At 60.9% G+C, this 17167-nt stretch carries 22 protein-coding genes; 6 read left to right on the forward strand and 16 right to left on the reverse strand.

The genetic code is table 11. The annotated features are described in order from the left end of the window. Nucleotides 1–45 precede the first annotated feature (45 nt). The 3 genes from ACP15S_RS01490 to ACP15S_RS01500 all read right to left on the reverse strand — a co-directional run bounded on the left by ACP15S_RS01490 (nucleotide 46) and on the right by ACP15S_RS01500 (nucleotide 3285). Entirely contained in the window at nucleotides 46–1179 is a 1134-nt protein-coding gene (locus tag ACP15S_RS01490; protein WP_425037777.1) for a Gfo/Idh/MocA family protein, read from the reverse strand. A 93-nt stretch (nucleotides 1180–1272) separates the two neighbouring features. After that, complete coding sequence (locus ACP15S_RS01495) at nucleotides 1273–2163, reverse strand: TIM barrel protein (RefSeq protein ID WP_425037779.1); 891 nt, start codon at nucleotides 2161–2163, stop codon at nucleotides 1273–1275. A gap of 12 nt (nucleotides 2164–2175) precedes the next feature. Further along, the gene (locus ACP15S_RS01500; RefSeq protein WP_425037781.1) at nucleotides 2176–3285 is read right to left on the reverse strand and encodes a Gfo/Idh/MocA family protein; all 1110 of its coding nucleotides are present in this window, start codon (nucleotides 3283–3285) and stop codon (nucleotides 2176–2178) included. Between the two features lie 125 nt (nucleotides 3286–3410). Between ACP15S_RS01500 and ACP15S_RS01505 the strand changes: the two genes are divergently transcribed. The 3 genes from ACP15S_RS01505 to ACP15S_RS01515 all read left to right on the forward strand — a co-directional run bounded on the left by ACP15S_RS01505 (nucleotide 3411) and on the right by ACP15S_RS01515 (nucleotide 6124). Beyond that, nucleotides 3411–4382: a PfkB family carbohydrate kinase gene (locus ACP15S_RS01505; RefSeq protein WP_425037783.1), complete on the forward strand. Its 972-nt coding sequence runs from the start codon at nucleotides 3411–3413 to the stop codon at nucleotides 4380–4382. Nucleotides 4383–4387: 5 nt separating this feature from the next. After that, nucleotides 4388–5230 carry a 5-deoxy-glucuronate isomerase gene (locus tag ACP15S_RS01510; RefSeq protein WP_425037785.1) on the forward strand — a complete coding sequence of 281 codons (843 nt, stop codon included), beginning with the start codon at nucleotides 4388–4390 and terminating at the stop codon, nucleotides 5228–5230. Nucleotides 5231–5293: 63 nt separating this feature from the next. Further along, nucleotides 5294–6124 (forward strand): class II fructose-bisphosphate aldolase, encoded by an 831-nt coding sequence (locus ACP15S_RS01515; RefSeq protein ID WP_425037787.1) that lies wholly within the window; start codon nucleotides 5294–5296, stop codon nucleotides 6122–6124. 42 nt (nucleotides 6125–6166) lie between these two features. On the opposite strand, the gene ACP15S_RS01520 is transcribed toward ACP15S_RS01515, so the two are convergent. The 12 genes from ACP15S_RS01520 to ACP15S_RS01575 form a co-directional block, all read right to left on the reverse strand. Continuing rightward, the gene (locus ACP15S_RS01520; protein ID WP_425037788.1) at nucleotides 6167–7330 is read right to left on the reverse strand and encodes a phytanoyl-CoA dioxygenase family protein; all 1164 of its coding nucleotides are present in this window, start codon (nucleotides 7328–7330) and stop codon (nucleotides 6167–6169) included. Between the two features lie 91 nt (nucleotides 7331–7421). Next, nucleotides 7422–8210 carry a tRNA (guanosine(37)-N1)-methyltransferase TrmD gene (gene trmD / locus ACP15S_RS01525; protein WP_425037790.1) on the reverse strand — a complete coding sequence of 263 codons (789 nt, stop codon included), beginning with the start codon at nucleotides 8208–8210 and terminating at the stop codon, nucleotides 7422–7424. Between the two features lie 3 nt (nucleotides 8211–8213). Next, a complete protein-coding gene (rimM, locus tag ACP15S_RS01530) occupies nucleotides 8214–8720 on the reverse strand; it encodes a ribosome maturation factor RimM (protein WP_425037792.1) in 507 nt (168 codons plus the stop codon). Further along, complete coding sequence (locus tag ACP15S_RS01535; protein WP_425037793.1) at nucleotides 8717–8857, reverse strand: hypothetical protein; 141 nt, start codon at nucleotides 8855–8857, stop codon at nucleotides 8717–8719. The genes rimM and ACP15S_RS01535 overlap by 4 nt, the downstream gene beginning before the upstream one ends. A gap of 132 nt (nucleotides 8858–8989) precedes the next feature. Next, entirely contained in the window at nucleotides 8990–9373 is a 384-nt protein-coding gene (gene rpsP, locus ACP15S_RS01540; protein WP_425037795.1) for a 30S ribosomal protein S16, read from the reverse strand. 38 nt (nucleotides 9374–9411) lie between these two features. After that, a complete protein-coding gene (locus ACP15S_RS01545) occupies nucleotides 9412–9720 on the reverse strand; it encodes a chorismate mutase (protein ID WP_425037796.1) in 309 nt (102 codons plus the stop codon). Beyond that, a complete protein-coding gene (locus ACP15S_RS01550; RefSeq protein ID WP_425037798.1) occupies nucleotides 9713–10315 on the reverse strand; it encodes a GNAT family N-acetyltransferase in 603 nt (200 codons plus the stop codon). The genes ACP15S_RS01545 and ACP15S_RS01550 overlap by 8 nt, the downstream gene beginning before the upstream one ends. Then, nucleotides 10312–10839: a GNAT family N-acetyltransferase gene (locus ACP15S_RS01555; protein WP_425037800.1), complete on the reverse strand. Its 528-nt coding sequence runs from the start codon at nucleotides 10837–10839 to the stop codon at nucleotides 10312–10314. The genes ACP15S_RS01550 and ACP15S_RS01555 overlap by 4 nt, the downstream gene beginning before the upstream one ends. Further along, complete coding sequence (locus tag ACP15S_RS01560; protein ID WP_425037801.1) at nucleotides 10836–11423, reverse strand: GNAT family N-acetyltransferase; 588 nt, start codon at nucleotides 11421–11423, stop codon at nucleotides 10836–10838. Before ACP15S_RS01560 ends, ACP15S_RS01555 begins: the two co-directional genes overlap by 4 nt. Then, nucleotides 11420–11965 (reverse strand): GNAT family N-acetyltransferase, encoded by a 546-nt coding sequence (locus ACP15S_RS01565; protein ID WP_425037802.1) that lies wholly within the window; start codon nucleotides 11963–11965, stop codon nucleotides 11420–11422. The genes ACP15S_RS01560 and ACP15S_RS01565 overlap by 4 nt, the downstream gene beginning before the upstream one ends. A 6-nt stretch (nucleotides 11966–11971) precedes the next feature. Then, complete coding sequence (gene ffh, locus ACP15S_RS01570; protein WP_425037804.1) at nucleotides 11972–13498, reverse strand: signal recognition particle protein; 1527 nt, start codon at nucleotides 13496–13498, stop codon at nucleotides 11972–11974. Between the two features lie 263 nt (nucleotides 13499–13761). Beyond that, complete coding sequence (locus tag ACP15S_RS01575) at nucleotides 13762–14346, reverse strand: FMN-dependent NADH-azoreductase (protein WP_425037805.1); 585 nt, start codon at nucleotides 14344–14346, stop codon at nucleotides 13762–13764. 115 nt (nucleotides 14347–14461) lie between these two features. Here ACP15S_RS01575 and ACP15S_RS01580 point away from each other — a divergent pair, with 115 nt between their 5' ends. Further along, on the forward strand, nucleotides 14462–15331 hold the full coding sequence (locus tag ACP15S_RS01580; protein ID WP_425039628.1) for a LysR family transcriptional regulator: 870 nt from the start codon (nucleotides 14462–14464) through the stop codon (nucleotides 15329–15331). A 121-nt stretch (nucleotides 15332–15452) separates the two neighbouring features. Here ACP15S_RS01580 and ACP15S_RS01585 read toward each other — a convergent pair whose 3' ends face one another. Next, the gene (locus ACP15S_RS01585; RefSeq protein ID WP_425037807.1) at nucleotides 15453–15806 is read right to left on the reverse strand and encodes an ArsR/SmtB family transcription factor; all 354 of its coding nucleotides are present in this window, start codon (nucleotides 15804–15806) and stop codon (nucleotides 15453–15455) included. A gap of 233 nt (nucleotides 15807–16039) precedes the next feature. Between ACP15S_RS01585 and ACP15S_RS01590 the strand changes: the two genes are divergently transcribed. Both ACP15S_RS01590 and ACP15S_RS01595 read left to right on the forward strand, forming a co-directional pair. Then, nucleotides 16040–16375, forward strand: a complete 336-nt coding sequence (locus ACP15S_RS01590; RefSeq protein ID WP_425037809.1) for an AtpZ/AtpI family protein — start codon at nucleotides 16040–16042, stop codon at nucleotides 16373–16375. Continuing rightward, nucleotides 16365–17120 (forward strand): F0F1 ATP synthase subunit A, encoded by a 756-nt coding sequence (locus tag ACP15S_RS01595; RefSeq protein ID WP_425037811.1) that lies wholly within the window; start codon nucleotides 16365–16367, stop codon nucleotides 17118–17120. Before ACP15S_RS01590 ends, ACP15S_RS01595 begins: the two co-directional genes overlap by 11 nt. Nucleotides 17121–17167: the final 47 nt, after the last annotated feature.

Consider the following 17167-nt stretch of genomic DNA (forward strand, 5'->3'; position numbering starts at 1 on the left):
TTCGTGATCCAGGTTTTTCTTTAAGGGCTATGGGGTACCTATGCGTCAGCGAAACATGGGCGGGCGGGCATCAACCCATGCGCCATCCTGTTGTGCCGAGCTGACCGCGCCATGGACTGCCGCCATGGAGCGGACTCCATCTGCCGCGTTTGGCAGGCTATCGCGCGCCTCACCCCGGATCGCATCCGCCAGATCGCAGTAGATATTGGCAACGGCCAGCGGAAAGCCCTCGGGATGTGCGATTGAGACGCGCGACAAGCGCATCGCATCTTCATGCAGACCGCCTTCGCCCTTCTCGATGATCTGTTTGCGCCCGCCAACGGGCGTGTATTCCAGTTGGTTGGGGTGCTCGGAGAACCATTTCAGCCCGCCGGTTTCTCCAAAGACCTGAATGTCAAAACCGTGCTGGCGCCCGATGGCCACGGAAGAGGTCCAAAGCCGCCCGACGGTCCCGCCTGTCATGCGGAAGTTGACCATCGCATCATCTTCCAGAACGCGGCTCGGGATGGTGGAGGCGAAATCTGCGGACAGCCGCGCGACCTCATCATCGCAGATGAAAGACGCCATATGCAGCGCGTGTATGCCGCAATCGGCAAACTGCCCGGAGACACCGGCCATCTGTGGATCGTAGCGCCAGCGCACGCGCGGGTTGTCTGCGTCGGTTGCATCGCCGTGATGGCCGTGGCTGAAACTGGTCACGACCAGACGCACCTTGCCGATCTCGCCCGCGCGGACCATGGCGCGCGCCTGACGGATCATGGGATAGGCGGAATAACAATAGTTTACCGCGCATACCTTGCCGGAGGCCTCGGCCACCCGCACGATCTCCTCGCCTTCCTCAACGCTCATGGTCATGGGCTTTTCACAGAGCACATTGAACCCTGCCTCGAGAAAGGCCTTGGTGATCTCGAAATGGGTCGCGTTGGGCGTGGCCACAGTTACCAGATCAACCCGGTCCTCGCGACCGCGCTCACCCTCAAGCATGTCCTGCCAGGAGCCATAGGCGCGGTCAGCAGCGATCCCAAGACGCTGGGCATAATCGCGGCCCACATCGGGGCGATGATCGAGGGCTCCGGCTGCGAATTCAAACTGCCCGTCCGCTTGCGCCCCAAGGCGGTGGGCCGGCCCGATCTGACTGCCTTCTCCGCCGCCGATCATACCCCATTTCAGTTTTGTCATCTCAGGTGTCTCCCTCATCTGTCCGGGGCTTTGGTCTGTTGCTCAACCCGGGCACGGCTGGCGCGGGGCCGTTTTGCAAACGGCCTGTGGCGTCTAAAATCCGATGCTTTGCAGGTATTCGCGGTTGGCTTTCGCATCATCCATCGGCCGCACATCAAGGGTCGGGTCGCAATCCTGCTCCACAGTGCACCAGCCTTCAAAGCCGTGATCAAGCAGGATCTGCCGGACCGTCGGGAAATCAACATCGCCGTCACCCAGATTGCAGAAGATGCCTTGCCCGCAGGCATCGTAAAAGCCCGTGCGCTTGGCAATCACATCGGCTTTCACCGCCGGGTCGATATCCTTGAAATGCATATAGCTGATGCGGCTCATATACCGGCGCATGAATGCCACGGGATCAAAGCCTGCGTAAGAATGATGGCCGGTATCGAAGCAGATCTTGAGAATAGTCTCATCAACTTCATTCAGCAGGCGCTCGAGCTCCGGTTCGAAATCGATGAAGCCTGCGGCATGGGCATGCATTCCCACGGTTAGCCCGTATTCCTCGGCGCCCATCTTCGCGACGGTGGCAATGCGATCGCGAAAAGCGGTCCACTCTGCCTTGTCCATCTGTTCGGCTTCATCGGCGCGGCCCGCCGTCGGCGCGCGGCGCGGCGAAATGCTGTCGATCAACACGAGATGCTGGGCGCCATGGGCCTTGAGCGCCTTGCACGTGCGCACGGCCCCGTCCATGACATCATCCCAGGCGCTTGGATCGTGGAAAGCACGGAAGACAACCCCGCCGATCAGCTCGAGGTCATGTCTGGCAAGAGCATCGCCCAGTACTGCCGGGTCCTCCGGCATAAAACCCACGGGGCCCAGCTCGATGCCAGTATAGCCAGCCTCAGCATTTTCCTTCAGCACGGTTTCCCAGCTTGGGTTGCGCGGATCCTCTGCAAATTCCACACCCCAGGAACAGGGCGCATTGCCGATACGAATGGTCATGGGGGTGTCTCCTCAAACGTCGGATATATTGACCCAGGCGCGGCTGTCGCTGCTGCGCCAGGCGGCTTCGATGATTTCCGAGACGGCCAGGCCGTCAGCGAAGGTGGGCCAGCGGGCTTCCCGGGAGGCAAGGGCTTCCAGAAAATCTTTGGCCTCGATGATGATCTGATCCTGATACCCCGTGCCATGGCCGGGGCCCTGACAGAACGGCAGGTAATCGGGATGCTCTGGGCCCGTGAGGATCTTGGTAAAGCCGCGCTGTGCCTCCGGGCCGTCTGCCTTATAAAGCCAAAGCGCGTTTTGATCTTCGCCGTCAAACCGGATCGCGCCCTGGGTGCCGTGGATCTCATAGGCATAGCCCATCTTGCGGCCCGTCGCCGTCCGGCTGGCATAGATGTGCCCAAGCACACCGCTCTCAAACCGCACCATCATCTGGGCGTGATCATCATTGTCGACCTTGCCGCCGGGGCGCTCAGAATGGACGGTTTCGATCTCGGCCATGACGGAGGCCACAGGCCCCATCAGCGCCAGCGCGCAGTTCACGGGATGTGGTGCGAGATCGCCCATGGTGCCCGTGGCGCGTCCGCTACAGCGCCAATTGTATGGCGTGTCTGGGTCTGCGAGGAAATCCTCGGTATGTTCGCCGCGATACCACGTCGGGCGTCCAATCGCGCCTTCGGCCAGAAGCTTGCGGGCGTATTGCGTCGCGGGAGTGCGCGCATAGTTGAACCCGATCATGTTGATCACGCCAGCCGCTTTTGCGGCCGCAGTCATTGCGCGCGCGTCCTCGATGGATGCCCCCAGCGGCTTTTCGCAGAGCACGGGCTTGCCCAAGGCAAACGCAGCCTCTGCAATGGCGCGATGGGTGTCTTGCGTCGAGGCGATGACAATGGCCTCGACCTTGGGGTCCGCCACCAGCGTCCGCCAGTCGGACGTGCCGCGCGCAAACCCATAGGCGGCACGGTAGGTCTCGGCGCTGTCCTCAGACCGCGCGGCCACCATTTCTAGGCGCGGGCGGAGTTGCGTATCAAATAGTGCGCCCACGGACGACATGGCCACCGCGTGGGCCTTGCCCATATAGCCGCCACCGACAATCCCGATACCAATCTCGCGCTGGTCCATTTCGCCCTCCCACGGGCCATGTGGCCCAACTTTGCAACCGGTTGCAAATACTGCGATTACGGGTATCCTATGAGTCGAAACCTCGCAAGGTAAATGTCGGGGTGGGGCATCACATGGGGGGCTTGATGGATCTGAGCGCGGACAAGCGGCCAATTCTTGTTGTGGGTCGTGTTGGCATGGATGTCATCGTTGACCCGCCGGGCACTGGTGTGGGGGAGGCCAAAAAGGCGTTGATCGACATCGGAGGATCGAGCGCCAATATCGCGGTGGGGCTTGTCAAACTTGGACAACAGGCGTCGCTTGTGACAACGGTTTCCGACGACGCCGTGGCACGCTTCTGCGTGGGCAAGCTTGCGGAGTATGGTGTCGATACAAGCCATATTCGGACCGTGAGTGGCGAGTGCCGGACGTCTCTGGCGATCTATGATTCCTGTCTCGAAACCCATACCAACACGATCTATCGCAACAATGCAGCGGATTTTCAGATGTCGCTCGAGGACGTTGCCGAGATCGACTACGCCGCATTTCGTTGCCTGATCACAGCGGGCACTGTTTTCGCCGCAGAGCCGTCGCGCAGTGCGGCCTTTGCCGCCTTCGAGAAGGCGCGGGCGGCGGGGCTGCCGGTGATCTTCGACATTGATTATCGCCCCTACAGCTGGCCGTCGCCCGAGGTCGCTGCGGATGTACTGTCCCGCGCGGGCGATTTGGCGGATCTGATCGTGGGCAACGATGAAGAATTTGGCTTCATGGCAGGCGACTACGGTCGAGGTCTGGCCAAGGCGAAAGCGCTGGCCGAAGGCGGACGCACGATTGTCTACAAGCGCGGCCCCGAAGGCGCGATCACTTTTGCGGACGGCACAGAAATCGCGACGGGAATCTATCCCGTGCAAGCGCTCAAACCCGTTGGGGCAGGTGACAGTTTCATGGCAGGTTTCATCTCGGGCCTCTCTGAGGGCGACGATCTGCGTGCCGCGATCCTGAAGGGATCCGCCTGCGCCTCCATCACTGTCTCGCGTCCGGGTTGCGCCCCGGCCTTGCCAACACCAGACGATCTCACAGAGTTTCTCTCTTCACATCCCGGTCCCACAGGAGCCTGACGTCCATGCATATCGCGCCTTTTGACAACAAGAACGTGCCCATTGTTGACGCCGGAGACAGCACGGTTCCGCTCAACTATTTCAACATCGTCAAGCTCAACCGGGGCCAGGTCTTCGAATATCAGGTGCCCGGCTATGAGACCTGTATCGTCCCGGCGACCGGGACGGTTGATGTCGAGATCGAAGGGCTCGCGTTCCCTGCGCTTGGCAATCGGGGCGAAGATGTCTGGGACGGGGAGCCGGAAGGCGTCTATGTGCCCGTGGGTGCGAAAGTGCGGATGACCTGCGTGTCCGAGGCGACCGAGACGTTTATCGCCGGAGCCAAGTTCGATGAGGTTTTGGAGCCTTTCGACGTGCGCGCCGATGGCATTGATCTTGTGCAATATGGCTCTGACGACACGAAGACGCATCGCAAGATCAAGCATATTCTGGGCCAGAAACAACACGGTAAGGTTGGTCGCTTGCTGGTCTCGGAGCTCTTCACGGTGGGGGCGGGGGGCTGGTCAGGCTTTCCCAGCCACAAGCACGACACCAACCGTTTGCCCGATGAGACACGCCATGACGAGACCTACAATTTCCGCTTCAAGCCGAACTGGGGCTCGGGCGTCCAGATGCTTCAGCGCGAAGAGGGCAAATCAGGCGATGCCTATCACATCGTCGACGGCTCCACGGTGTGCATCGACAATGGCTATCATCCCTGCGCGGTTTTGCCGGGGTATGAGATGTATTATTTTACCATCCTTGGCGGCCTGACGCAGCGCAGCCTTGTGCAGTTCTTCCAGCCAACCCATGCCTACCAGATCGAGACGATCCCTGGGATCAAGGATATGGTGGCGAAATTCAAGTGACGGCTCTGCGTCGCAGTGGACGCGCCATGTTTACTGCGATCCAGATAATGTGGAGAGATCAAGATGCCCCTTGTCAGCCTGACCGATGTTCTGGAACCCGCACAGCGCGAGGGCTTTGCGGTGGCGGGCCTCGTCTGCCTCGGCTGGGAAGACATGCGCGCCTACGTGGCCGCGGCGGAAGCAGAGGGAGTGCCTGTGATCTTGCAGGCGGGGCCCGGATGCCGCGCCCATACGCCGTTGCCCGTCCTGGGTGCGATGTTTCGCTATCTGGCGAAGGGGGCATCTGTCCCTGTCGTGGCGCATCTCGATCATGGCTACACGATAGAGGAATGCCGGGAGGCGATTGCCAGCGGGTTCACTTCGGTCATGTTTGACGGCTCAAAGTTGCCGCTGGACGACAACATCAAGGCGACGCGCGAGATCGTCGAGATGGCCCATGCCGCTGGCGTGTCCTGCGAGGGGGAGATTGGCTTCGTGGGCTATTCCGAGGGGGCCGCGTCTCAAAGCACTGACCCTGCCGAGGCCCAACGGTTTGCCCGCGAGACAGGCGTCGACGCCATGGCGATTTCTGTGGGCAATGTGCATTTGCAAACCCAAGCGGGAGACGGCTTGGACGAGCCGGCCATTCGCGCCATTGAAGCGATGACGGATGTTGCTCTGGTCATTCACGGGGGGTCTGGCGTGCCGAAAGCGCAGCGCCGCCGGCTCGCGCAGGGATCAAACATCTGCAAGTTCAATATTGGCACAGAACTGCGCCGCGCCTTCGGACATGCCCTGCGCGCCTCCGTGGCGACCGACACTGACAGGTTTGACCGCAACGCCATACTGAGCGATGTGCATGATCCAATGGTTACGGCGACGCGTGATGTCTTGGCGGATTTCAAACCGGCTTAATCGGCGCAAAACCAGTGCACAGAAGCGCGTCTCTTGACCGGATCAGTCGCCGTAGCGCCGCAGGGCCCGGTCTCTGAGCGCGGCTTTGAACTGTCCCTGCTCCCAATTCTCGGCAATGGCCCGGCGCATGATGTCAGCTTGTGTTTCAGGCGCGAGGCCACCCACGGGCGGATCCCGATCAAGCGACGTCGGGAAGGCATAGCCATCGGCACAGGCCGCGATGGCCGCCTCGACATCCAGCGGGGGCATATCTTGAGCCGCCTCTCGCAACGGCCCATAGAGCCGCTTGCACATCGCATGCCGATCCATGCTTTCCATGGCAATCCCCATCGGTGAGGACACCTGCACGAGATTGGCCAGACGTTCGATATCCTTGGATGTATTGGCCCCCGCCGCATGAAAAAGCGCCGGATTGAAGAACAGGGCATCTCCCTTCATCAGGGGAACCTGAACGTAGTGCTCCTCGAAATACTCCGAGAATTCGGGGCGTCGGTAGGCCATGTACCCCGCGTCGTAGCGCTGGGAAAACGGCAAGAGTTTCGTGGGCCCGCTTTCAACGGGCATGTCGCAATGGGCAATGGCACCTTGCAGCGTCAAAACGGGCGAAAGCCTGTGGACATGGGCCGGGTAGCGTGCCGCTTGCTCGGATGTCATGAAGCCCAGATGGTAATCACGGTGGCAGGTTTGCGCACCGCCGCCGGGACGCACGAGATTGACCTGTGCGGTCATCTGGTATCCCGGCCCCAGCCAGGCCTCACAGGCCGCAGCAATCGCCGAATTGCCGAAATACCGCGCAAAGACGTCGGGCGCCGCGTGACAGAGTTTTTCGACCACGTTCCAAATGCGCGCATTCGACCCTGCTGCCGCGAAATGATCTGCGCCGCCTCCCGCGGCGGTCTCGTTTTGGATAATATCCATGAAGACAGCCGTTGCGGCATCGATGGGCGCCGTATCCGCATAGGCCCCGCGCAACGCAAACACTCCGGCGCCATCCAGAAGAATTTGCGCCCATTCCGCGAGAACACGGGTGCGCATGTCAGGGTCGGTCAGATCCAGCTGCGCCACGTCATAAATCGGGACATTGCCGAGGATGTCGGCCGCCATTGGTGCATCTTGCGCGGTGCACCTATGCTCGACAAGCGCGCGGAAGGCCTCCAGATCAACGGTCTCTTCCGAGAAATAGCCCGTGCGTTTCGATGTCGCCATGCTGCGTCCTCCCTTGCGAGAGGGTGTCATTGAAACCGGTTGCAATCAAGGCATAAACACCAGTGCAGTGGGCACAGGCCAACAGCGGGGGTTACTCCTCAGCTTTGGAGTGGGCCGCCCAGAGATCTGGTCGGCGCTCTTTGGTGAGGGCTTCGGATTGCGCCCGCCGCCAGGCCTCGACGGCCTTGTGATTGCCCGATGTCAGCACATCGGGGATCGTGCGCCCCATCCAGCTCGCAGGCCGCGTGTATTGCGGATGTTCGAGCAGCCCATTCGAAAAGCTCTCATCCACAGCTGAATCCGCATTGCCCAAAACGCCCGGGATCAACCGTACGGTGGCATCCAGCACCGCTTGCGCCGCGATTTCCCCACCGGTCAGGACATAATCTCCAAGGCTGACTTCTTCGACGCCGTAATGCTCCAAAACGCGTTCATCGACCCCCTCAAAGCGCCCGCACAGAAGGGTCACGCCGGGAGCCGCCGCGAGGGTATGGGCCATCTGCTGATTGAAAGGGTGCCCTCGCGGAGACAGGTAGACGATGGGCCCGTCTCCCATCGCGCGGGCTGCCTCGATCGCTTTGCCGACGACATCCGCGCGCAAAACCATGCCCGCGCCGCCGCCTGATGGGGTATCATCGACGTTGCGATGCTTGCCCTCGCCATACCGTCGCAGGTCGATCGTGTGCAGCTGCCACAGACCGTCATCCAGCGCCTTGCCCGTCAGAGATGCCCCGAGAATGCCGGGGAAAAGCTCAGGAAACAGCGTGATGACCCGTGCGGAGAAGGCACCTTTGAGTTCGGTTTTCTCTTCCATCAACGCGCGCGGCTGAAGCGTGGCGCGGATGGTCTTACGACCGTGAGATTTGGTTGGCGCAGCCATGGCTCAAAACAACCCTTCCGGAGGATCGGCGACAATGCGTCCTGCGGTCAGATCGACCGTCGGCGCGCAGGCCTTCGTGAAGGGCAGCAAAACCGTGGCCTTCAATTTGGGGCCATGGATTTCCAGCAGATCATCCGCGCCATGATTGTGAACCGCCTTGACGCGGCCAAGAACAGCGCCGCCCGTGTCAACGACCTCGATCCCGATCAGATCGGCATGATAAAACTCATCATCTGGCAGTTGCGGCAGCCGGTCTCGCGGCGCGTAAAGCGCAACCCCGCGCAAAGCATCGGCCTCTTCCTTGCTGGTCACGCCGGACAGCCGCGCGGAAAAGCCCCCCTTGATGGACTGACCAAGGGAGACGTCAAAACTCCGCTGACCATCCTCGGTCGTTAGTGGGGCATAAGCGGCGACCGCTTCGGGCTGGGCCGTAAAACTCTTGAGACGCACTTCGCCCCGAACGCCATACGCCCCTGCAATTGACGCGACGCAGATCCGGTCTTCGCTCATCGGCAAACCCCCTCTTGAACCTGGCCACCGGCCAGAATGCAGCGTTGGTGTGTTTCGTACTTCTCATAAAAGACGCCCGCGAGAAAAGCCCCTCCCACCAGCATCAGGGTACGGATGGGGTGCAGTAGAAATCCCATGGCAGGTCTCCGTTTCGGTTGAACTCTTGCGAGGGCGTCAAATGCAACGAGGCAGCGCGGATGCACTGCCTCGGCGATTGTCATTTTAGGCGTGGGACGCAGAGATGTCATGCCCGCGCCCCCCGGATCACCTTATTCGTCCGCGGCTGCGGCTTCTTCGGCAGGGGCTTCTGCAGCGGCGGCGGCCTTCTCGGCTTTCTCCTCAGCGCGCTCCTGCGCTTTCTTGCCGGGCGCACCCTTCTTGGGGTTGGCGCGTTCGGTCTTCTCGGCCAGGCCTGCCGCTTCGAGGAAACGGGCAACGCGGTCCGTGGTTTGCGCGCCCTGGCCCAGCCAGTATTGCACGCGTTCCACGTCCATTTTCACGCGTTCTTCGCTGTCCTTGGGCAGGAGCGGGTTATAGGTGCCGAGCTTTTCGATGAAGCGGCCGTCGCGGGGCATGCGGCTGTCGGCCGCCACGATGCGGTAGAAGGGACGCTTTTTCGAGCCACCACGGGCAAGACGGATTTTAATGGCCATTGGTTTTCTCCTTGAATGGCGGTGTGAGCTGGTTGAGCTCAGGATTGGTGTTGTTTGTGGTGCTGAATGACTTCAGCGATGATGAAGTTCAGGAATTTCTTGGCAAATTCCGGGTCGAGATCGGCGCGGCGCGCCAGGTCTTCGAGCCGTGCGATCTGATCGGCCTCGCGGGAGGGATCGGACGGCGGAAGGTCGTGTTCGGCTTTGAGTTTTCCCACAGCCTGCGTGTGTTTGAACCGCTCGCCCAACGTGTAGACGAGGATCGCATCAAGCCGGTCGATGCTGCTGCGATGTTCGGCAAGCACGGCGGCGGCGGTGGCCACGACGTCTTTGGTCGCGTCAGTCAAGGGCGTATCCTTTCGGCTTGAAGAGCGGGTCGGCGTAATGGCTGATCTCCATGTCGATCCCATGGGAGAGCTGCGTGCCATCGAGTTGCGCGGGCGAGGGGTGGCGGTAGACCACGTCATTGCCATCCACCGTGGGCGCTTCCTTGTCGCGCACGGCACCCAGACGTTCGGCAAGGCGAATGCTGTCGAGGTTCTTGGGGTCGAGATAACTGACCGCGCCCTCCCAACCGAGCTCCTTGTAGAAGTAGCCGCGCGCGGCATGGGTCGCCTCAAGCGCGATGCCATGGCCAGCCTTGTCGGGCCAGATGATCCAGGCGATCTCCGCCTCGGGCCATTTCGCAGGTTTCCAGCCGCCCGCCATGCCCAGCGTCTCGTCGGTATCCTTGTCGTGGATCATCCACATGCCGTAGCCACGGATCTGCCAGTGGCCGATCTCGGCTGCATAGAGCATCCAGGCCTCATAGGCATTGAGGGGCCCGCCCATGAAACGCGCGCGGTAGCTGGAGAAGGTCGCTTTGAAATCCGGGTAGTCTTCGGCCTCGGGCCCGCGCAGGACCAAGCGCCGCGTCTCGATAATCGGAATATTATAGATCATGAGGTGCCTCCCTTGGGATGACGCCAAATGCCGATCCCCTCTTCACCGAAGAAGGTCACGTCGCGCTCATGGGTGCAGCCCAGCCGTTTGGCGAGCGCCATGGATCGCGTATTCGCCGGGTTTAGGTATGAGATCACACCATCGAGGCCAAGTTTCGCGCGTCCATAGGCTCGCGCGGCTTTGGCCGCCTCATAGGCCATCCCCTTGCCCTCGGCGCCTTCGAACATTTGCCAGCCGAGCTCTGGTTCATGCCAACCGGTGCCGTAAAGAAAACCCACGCGACCCAAAGGGGCATCGGTCGCAAGATCAGCTACCATCCAGAAGCCATAGCCCCGCAGCATCCAGTGGCCCAAACTCGCCGCGTAGCTGCGGAAGGCGTGATGTTCTGCAACGGGTCCGCCCACAAAGCGCGACCGTTCGGAGCCCATGAAAGAAATCACGGCGGGCAAATCGCTCTCGCGCGGCTCGCGCAGGCGCAGACGCTCTGTCTCGATGACGGGAATGTTCACTTTCAGGATCGTCATGCGTAAGCCTCCGGGGCTCCGTCGCCATCCATCAGGTGGCGATAGACGACGCTGCCGCTGACCGTGCCATCGGGCGCGGCACCCAGCGCTTTGGCCAATGCGACAGAGCGGCTGTTCTCGGGGTCGATATAGCTCACGAGGCTTGGGAACTGCAGCGCGGCGCTGGCGTGCGAGAGGGCAAGGCTCGCGGCTTCAAAGGCCAGCCCCTGACCTTCAAAGGCCGCGCGGAAGAGATAGCCAAGCTCTGGCTCCAGATCTCCAGGCTCCAGACCGATGAGCACAAACCCAACGGTTTCCCCCGCCGCTTCACCGGCGGATAGCTCCACAGCCCAGCCGCCATGCCCATGCAGAAGCCATCCGCCGGTCATGGCGGCAAACCCGTACCACGCTTCACTCGGACTGGCGTTCTCCGGGCCCAGGAACTGCCCGTGTTCGGAACAGATGATCTCCTGATAAGCGGGAAAATCGCGGAGCTTGGGCGCCCGCAGCGTGACACGAGGCCCACGCAGCACAGGGATCGAGGCCCCCATCGTCGCCACTTGATCCAAAGCTGGACCCAGCGTCGGTTGTGTGCAACGCATCATGCAGGCCTCCGATGACGATAGACGATCGTCTCCGCAGGTGTCTCGTCGGCCGGTAGGATGGCCAGCGGGTCATGGGATGCGCCGAGCCGTTCTGCAAGGGCGATAGAGCGTGCGTTCTCGGGCGTTATGTAGCTCACAAGGCTGGGGTGATCCGTTGTCGACCAGAACCAATCCAAGGCGAGCCGGGCGGCACGGAAGCCGATATTGCGCCCCTCGAACCCGTCAAAGAGCGTCCAGCCAATTTCGACCTCGGGAAAATGCGGCGGCTGCATGATCGCCACTTGCCCGGCCAGCGCACCGTTCAGCTCGACCGCCCATCCACCGATGCCGCGCATCTGCCAGGACGCGATCTCGGAGCCCAGCCCGTACCAAAGATGCGTCGGCGTTTTGGGCGTTCCCACATAAGCCGCGCGATCTGTCTGGAAGAAGGCCCAGAACGCATCGAAATCCGCCAGCACATGGCCGCGCAATGCCACCTCGCCCGCGCTCAGGCGGGGCGCTTCAGCGCGGGGCTGAAAGGATATGGCGCTGGCGAAATGCATGGGGCGTTACTTTTTCTTTCCAAAGCCCGAGAGGCCGGGGGGCAGGGCGCCGCCGCCCATACCGGGCATGCCGCCGAGGCCGCCTTTGCCAAGTGCTTTTGCAGCCTGTTCCAGCGCCTTGGGATCGGCGCCCATGCCCGCCATCGCGGCGGGGTCCATTCCGTCAGGCATGCCGCCCTTGCCGAACATGCCTTTCATGGCCTGTTTGAGCATGCCGCCTTTGCCCATCTTGCCCATCTTCTTCATCATGTCGCCCATCTGGCGCTGCATCTTGAGAAGCTTGTTGAGGTCCGAGACATCCATGCCCGCGCCTGCGGCGATGCGTTTCTTGCGGCTGGCTTGCAGGAGCTTGGGGTTCGCGCGCTCTTTCTTGGTCATCGAGTTGATGAGGGCGATCTGCTGGCGGATGATCTTGTCGTCAAAGCCTGCATCCTCGACCTGTTTGGCCATCTTGGCCATGCCGGGCATCATGCCCATCATGCCCTGCATGCCGCCCATCTTGAGCATCTGCTCCATCTGGGATTTCAGGTCGTTGAAGTTGAACATGCCCTTTTGAAAGCGCTTCATCATGCGCTCGGCTTGTTCGATCTCAAGCGTTTCCTGCGCCTTCTCGACGAGGGCCACGATATCGCCCATGCCCAGGATGCGGCCCGCGATGCGATCGGGCTCGAAGGTCTCAAGCGCGTCCATCTTCTCGCCAAGGCCTACGAATTTGATCGGCTTGCCCGTGACTGCGCGCATCGAGAGCGCCGCGCCGCCGCGCCCGTCGCCGTCCATCCGCGTCAGCACGACGCCGGAGATGCCGATTTTGTCGTCAAACTCTTCAGCCACTTCGACGGCGACCTGACCGGTCAGGCCATCAACGACAAGGAGCGTCTCGCGCGGCGAGACCACGTCGCGGACATCCTCAACCTCTTGCATCAGTGTCTGGTCGATCTGAAGGCGTCCGGCCGTGTCGAGCATATAGACGTCATAGCCGCCCAGCATCGCCTGCTGCTTGGCGCGCTTGGCAATCTGGACCGCGCTTTCGCCCTTCACGATGGGCAATGTATCAACGCCCACTTGCGTGCCCAGCACGGCCAACTGATCCATCGCCGCAGGGCGATAGATATCGAGCGAGGCCATGAGGATCTTCTTGCCGTCTTTCTCTTTCAGGCGTTTGGCGAGCTTGCCTGTGGTCGTCGTCTTACCTGAGCCCTGCAGGCCAACCATTAGGATCGGAGCGGGCGCGTTGTCGATCCTGAGCTTGCCCTCTTCGCCATCTTTTTCGCCTGCGAGCACATGTTTGAGCTCGTCATGCACGATCTTGATGACCTGCTGTCCCGGCGTGACGGATTTGGTAACCGCCTGGCCGGTGGCTTTCGCCTGAACCGCTTTGACAAAATCGCGCGCCACGGGAAGCGAGACGTCGGCCTCCAGCAGGGCCACACGCACCTCGCGTAGGGCGGTTTTGACGTCATCCTCGGAAAGCGCGCCCTGCTTCGTGAGCCGGTCGAAGACGCCGGAGAGGCGTTCGGATAGGTTTTCAAACATCGGGCCCGAGCCCTCCTTCCAACTTCGTGATGTGGCATAAGGTATGCACACACCGGCAAAACGACAAATGCCCGGGCGACACACTGCCATCGGCATGCCCCAAACGAGCACGACCCCCGTGGGCGCAACGCGCTGACGGGGGGCGATCCTGAGTATTTCAGGACCGGAAAGCTGAAGCTTCCGGCATGGGCTGCGGTCTAAGCGCCCGGGCTGTGCGAGTCAACCCGGGCGATTGCGCGTCAGGGAGCGTCTCGGGTCGCTTCTCAGGCGGCGAGGGCCGCGATGGCCTCCTGAGCGGCGGCCTGTTTTTCCTCGGCACCCTGACCAAGGGCATCGGCGGCGATCACGGTCACATCGGTGATGCCGATAAAGCCAAGCGCATGGCGCAGATAGGGTGTGGCGAAATCGATCTGGCTATCAACGGGGGTGCCACCTGAGGCCACGGCGATGATGGCGCGCTTGCCCTCCAGCAGACCCACTGGGCCGTTCTCGCTATAGCGGAATGTCACGCCCGCGCGGGCAACCAGATCAATCCAGGCCTTCAGAGCGGTAGGCACGCCGAAGTTGTAGATGGGCAAACCGATGACAATCGTCTCCGCTTGCGTGAGCTCTTCGATCAAGGCGTCTGACAGGGCCAGCACATCACGCTGCGCCTGCGTACGGGCATCGCTTGGCGTGAAATTCGCAGTGACCCATGTTTCTGACAATTGCGGCAGCGGCGCCTCGGCGAGATCGCGATTGAGTGTGTTGGCCGGTTGCAACTGTTCCACGATGTCCATCGTCATTTGCCGGGTCACAGACCCTTGCATGCGGGCGGAGGCGTCGATCTTGAGGAGTGTCTCGGTCATCTCGTAAATCCTTGTGCGGGTATCGTTGAGGGCAAACTAGACATTGCAAATGCGAACGCAATTTGCGATTTCGATCAGTGGATGTTTGAAAATGCACAGATGCCGGGAGCACATGATGGATAACTGGGATGAAGTGCGCACGGCATATTACGTGGTTAGGGAAGGGACGGTCAGCGGTGCTGCCGATGCCTTGGGCGTGCATCATGCGACCGTGATCCGCCATATCGATGCCCTCGAAGACAGGCTCGGTGTCAAACTGTTTCAACGCCACGCGCGGGGGTATACGCCAACAGAAGCCGGTGAGGATCTCGCGCGCGTGGCCCGGACGACGGACGATCAACTGTCACAACTGGGCGGCAGGCTTCGGGGCCGGGGCGAAGATGTCACGGGAGAGCTCGTGGTGACGTCTCTGTCGCTTCTGGCGGATGTGCTTGTGCCGCTTCTGGCAGAGTTCCAAAAAGAACGGCCCCGGATCAGGCTGCGGTATCTGGCCGGAGAGCAGCTCGCCCGGTTGGAATATGGCGAAGCGCATGTTGCGATCCGCGCGGGCAGCGTCGCGCCAGATCAACCTGACAATGTCGTCCAGCACTTCACGAAACACAGCTTCGGCCTCTTTGCGACCGAAGACTATCTCGCGCCCTTTGGCGATAACCGTGATCTCAGCAAGATGCAGTTTGTGGGGCCAGATGATCCGAAGCCACGTGCGCCAGCCTATCGCTGGTTGATTGAGACGGTCGATGAAAACCAGATCATTTTTCGGACGGACAACCGACAAGCGGCGCAGGCCGCAATTCGTGCAGGCGTGGGCGTCGGCTTCTATACCCCCTGGGAAGCGCGCGATCACAAGCTGGTCGAAGTGATGCCGCCGCTCGAGAGCTGGTCTGCTTCGTTCTGGCTCGTGACCCATGTCGATTTGCACAGAACGCCCAAAGTTCAGGCATTGCTGCAATTCCTGAAAGCAAATGTGGCCGCGTTCGAACTTTGAGGGGAACGCGCCCCTGCTTTTCCCAGTGAGTTCGCACCCGCCCCGTCGTAGTTTGAGGCAGACGAGGCCATTGTGTTGTAAGTGCTGGTACCGGTGTGTGTTCTAATGGCGTCATAAGCCGTCAAGGTGTGTCGCGTAATAGTGTGGCCTCGTCTTCCCCCAGTTCCGTTTCGAGAAATCGCTCAAACGCATCGAGATGGACAGGCTCGAATTGCCCGAAGCTTTGCATCCAGACTGAAGCCGCGCGCAGCGCGTCGGGCTCGAGTTTGCACCATTTCACGCGGCCCCGCTTCTCCTGAGAAATCAGCCCGGCCCGTGTGAGGATGGTGAGATGCTTTGAGACAGCCGCCAGCGACATATCAAACGGTTCCGCCACATCCGTGACTGCCATGTCATCCTCCAGCAACATGGTCAGGATATGGCGGCGCGTCGGATCCCCCAGCGCGGCAAAAACGATATCAAGCGTATCTGACATGGCACCCGTGATGGGGCAGGGCTTCGGGTTCGTCAACCGATTGGTTGAATATGCTGTTTTGCAGCATCTGCGCCCTCAGGTGGGGGCTGCGGTAAAGCATGAAGCAGATATGACCCAACAAAAGTGTTTAAATACAGATATTTAGGATGCGTCATCCTGTGCTCCGCGCTTTCTTGACTCTGAGGCGTGGGAGACATAGCAACCTGTCCAAAGCTTCAACGCTGGAGGGGCGCGTGACGGACACCGAGACGAAGGACCGGCTACGTGCACTTGAGGCGCGGATCGAGGCTCAAAAGGCCAAGGATGCGCCCAAACCGCACCAGGAGGAGCATTATTCTCAGGCGCAACTGGCCTGGCGAATGGTTATCGAGCTGGTGTCCGGATTGGGGATTGGCTTTGGCATCGGATACGGGTTGGACATCCTCTTTGGAACGCAACCCTTCCTCATGGTGCTGTTTATATTCTTGGGGCTTGCGGCTGGCGTCAAAACGATGATGCGCACCGCACAGGAAGCCCAGACAAAGACGGAAGCGCGCGCAAGCGCAGAGGAGACGCAGAATGGCGACTGAGGCAAACGGCGAAGGCGGCGGTCTTGTTTTCCACCCGATGGACCAGTTTATTGTCAAACCCCTGTTTGGCGATGGTCCGGTGGGCATGTTCACAGTGACAAATCTGACGCTTTGGCTGGCTCTGGCCGTTGTCTGCACGATTGGCCTGATGGTGATCGGGACAGCCGGTCGTGGCATCATCCCGAGCCGCGTTCAATCGGTGGCCGAACTGGCCTACGGATTCGTTTACAAGATGATTGAAGACGTGACCGGCAAAGACGCTGTGAAGTACTTCCCCTACATCTTCACTCTCTTCATCTTCATCCTGTTTTCCAATTTCCTGGCGCTCATCCCGATGTCCTACTCGCCGACATCCATGATCGCAGTGACATCGATCCTGGGCTTCGGCGTCTTTATCGCTGTCACCGTGCTGGGCTTCGTGAAAAACGGTGCATCGTTCCTGAGCCTCTTCTGGGTTTCAAGCGCACCCATGGCGCTGCGCCCGATCCTCGCTGTGATCGAGCTGATTTCGTACTTCGTGCGCCCCGTGAGCCATTCCATTCGATTGGCGGGCAACATCATGGCGGGCCACGCGGTTCTAAAGGTGTTCGCAGGCTTCGCGGCCATCACTGCCGTCGCGCCACTGGCCTTGATCGGCATCGTGGGCATCTACGCGCTGGAGGTCCTCGTGTCCTTTATCCAGGCCTACGTGTTCACGATCCTCACATGCGTCTACCTCAAGGACGCGCTGCATCCGCATCACTAATTCACCAGACGCGCGGCACCGGCCTGTCATGGGTTAGCGTCGCACAA

Source organism: Primorskyibacter sp. S187A (assembly GCF_049800955.1).
Taxonomy (GTDB): Bacteria; Pseudomonadota; Alphaproteobacteria; order Rhodobacterales; family Rhodobacteraceae; genus JAKVBH01.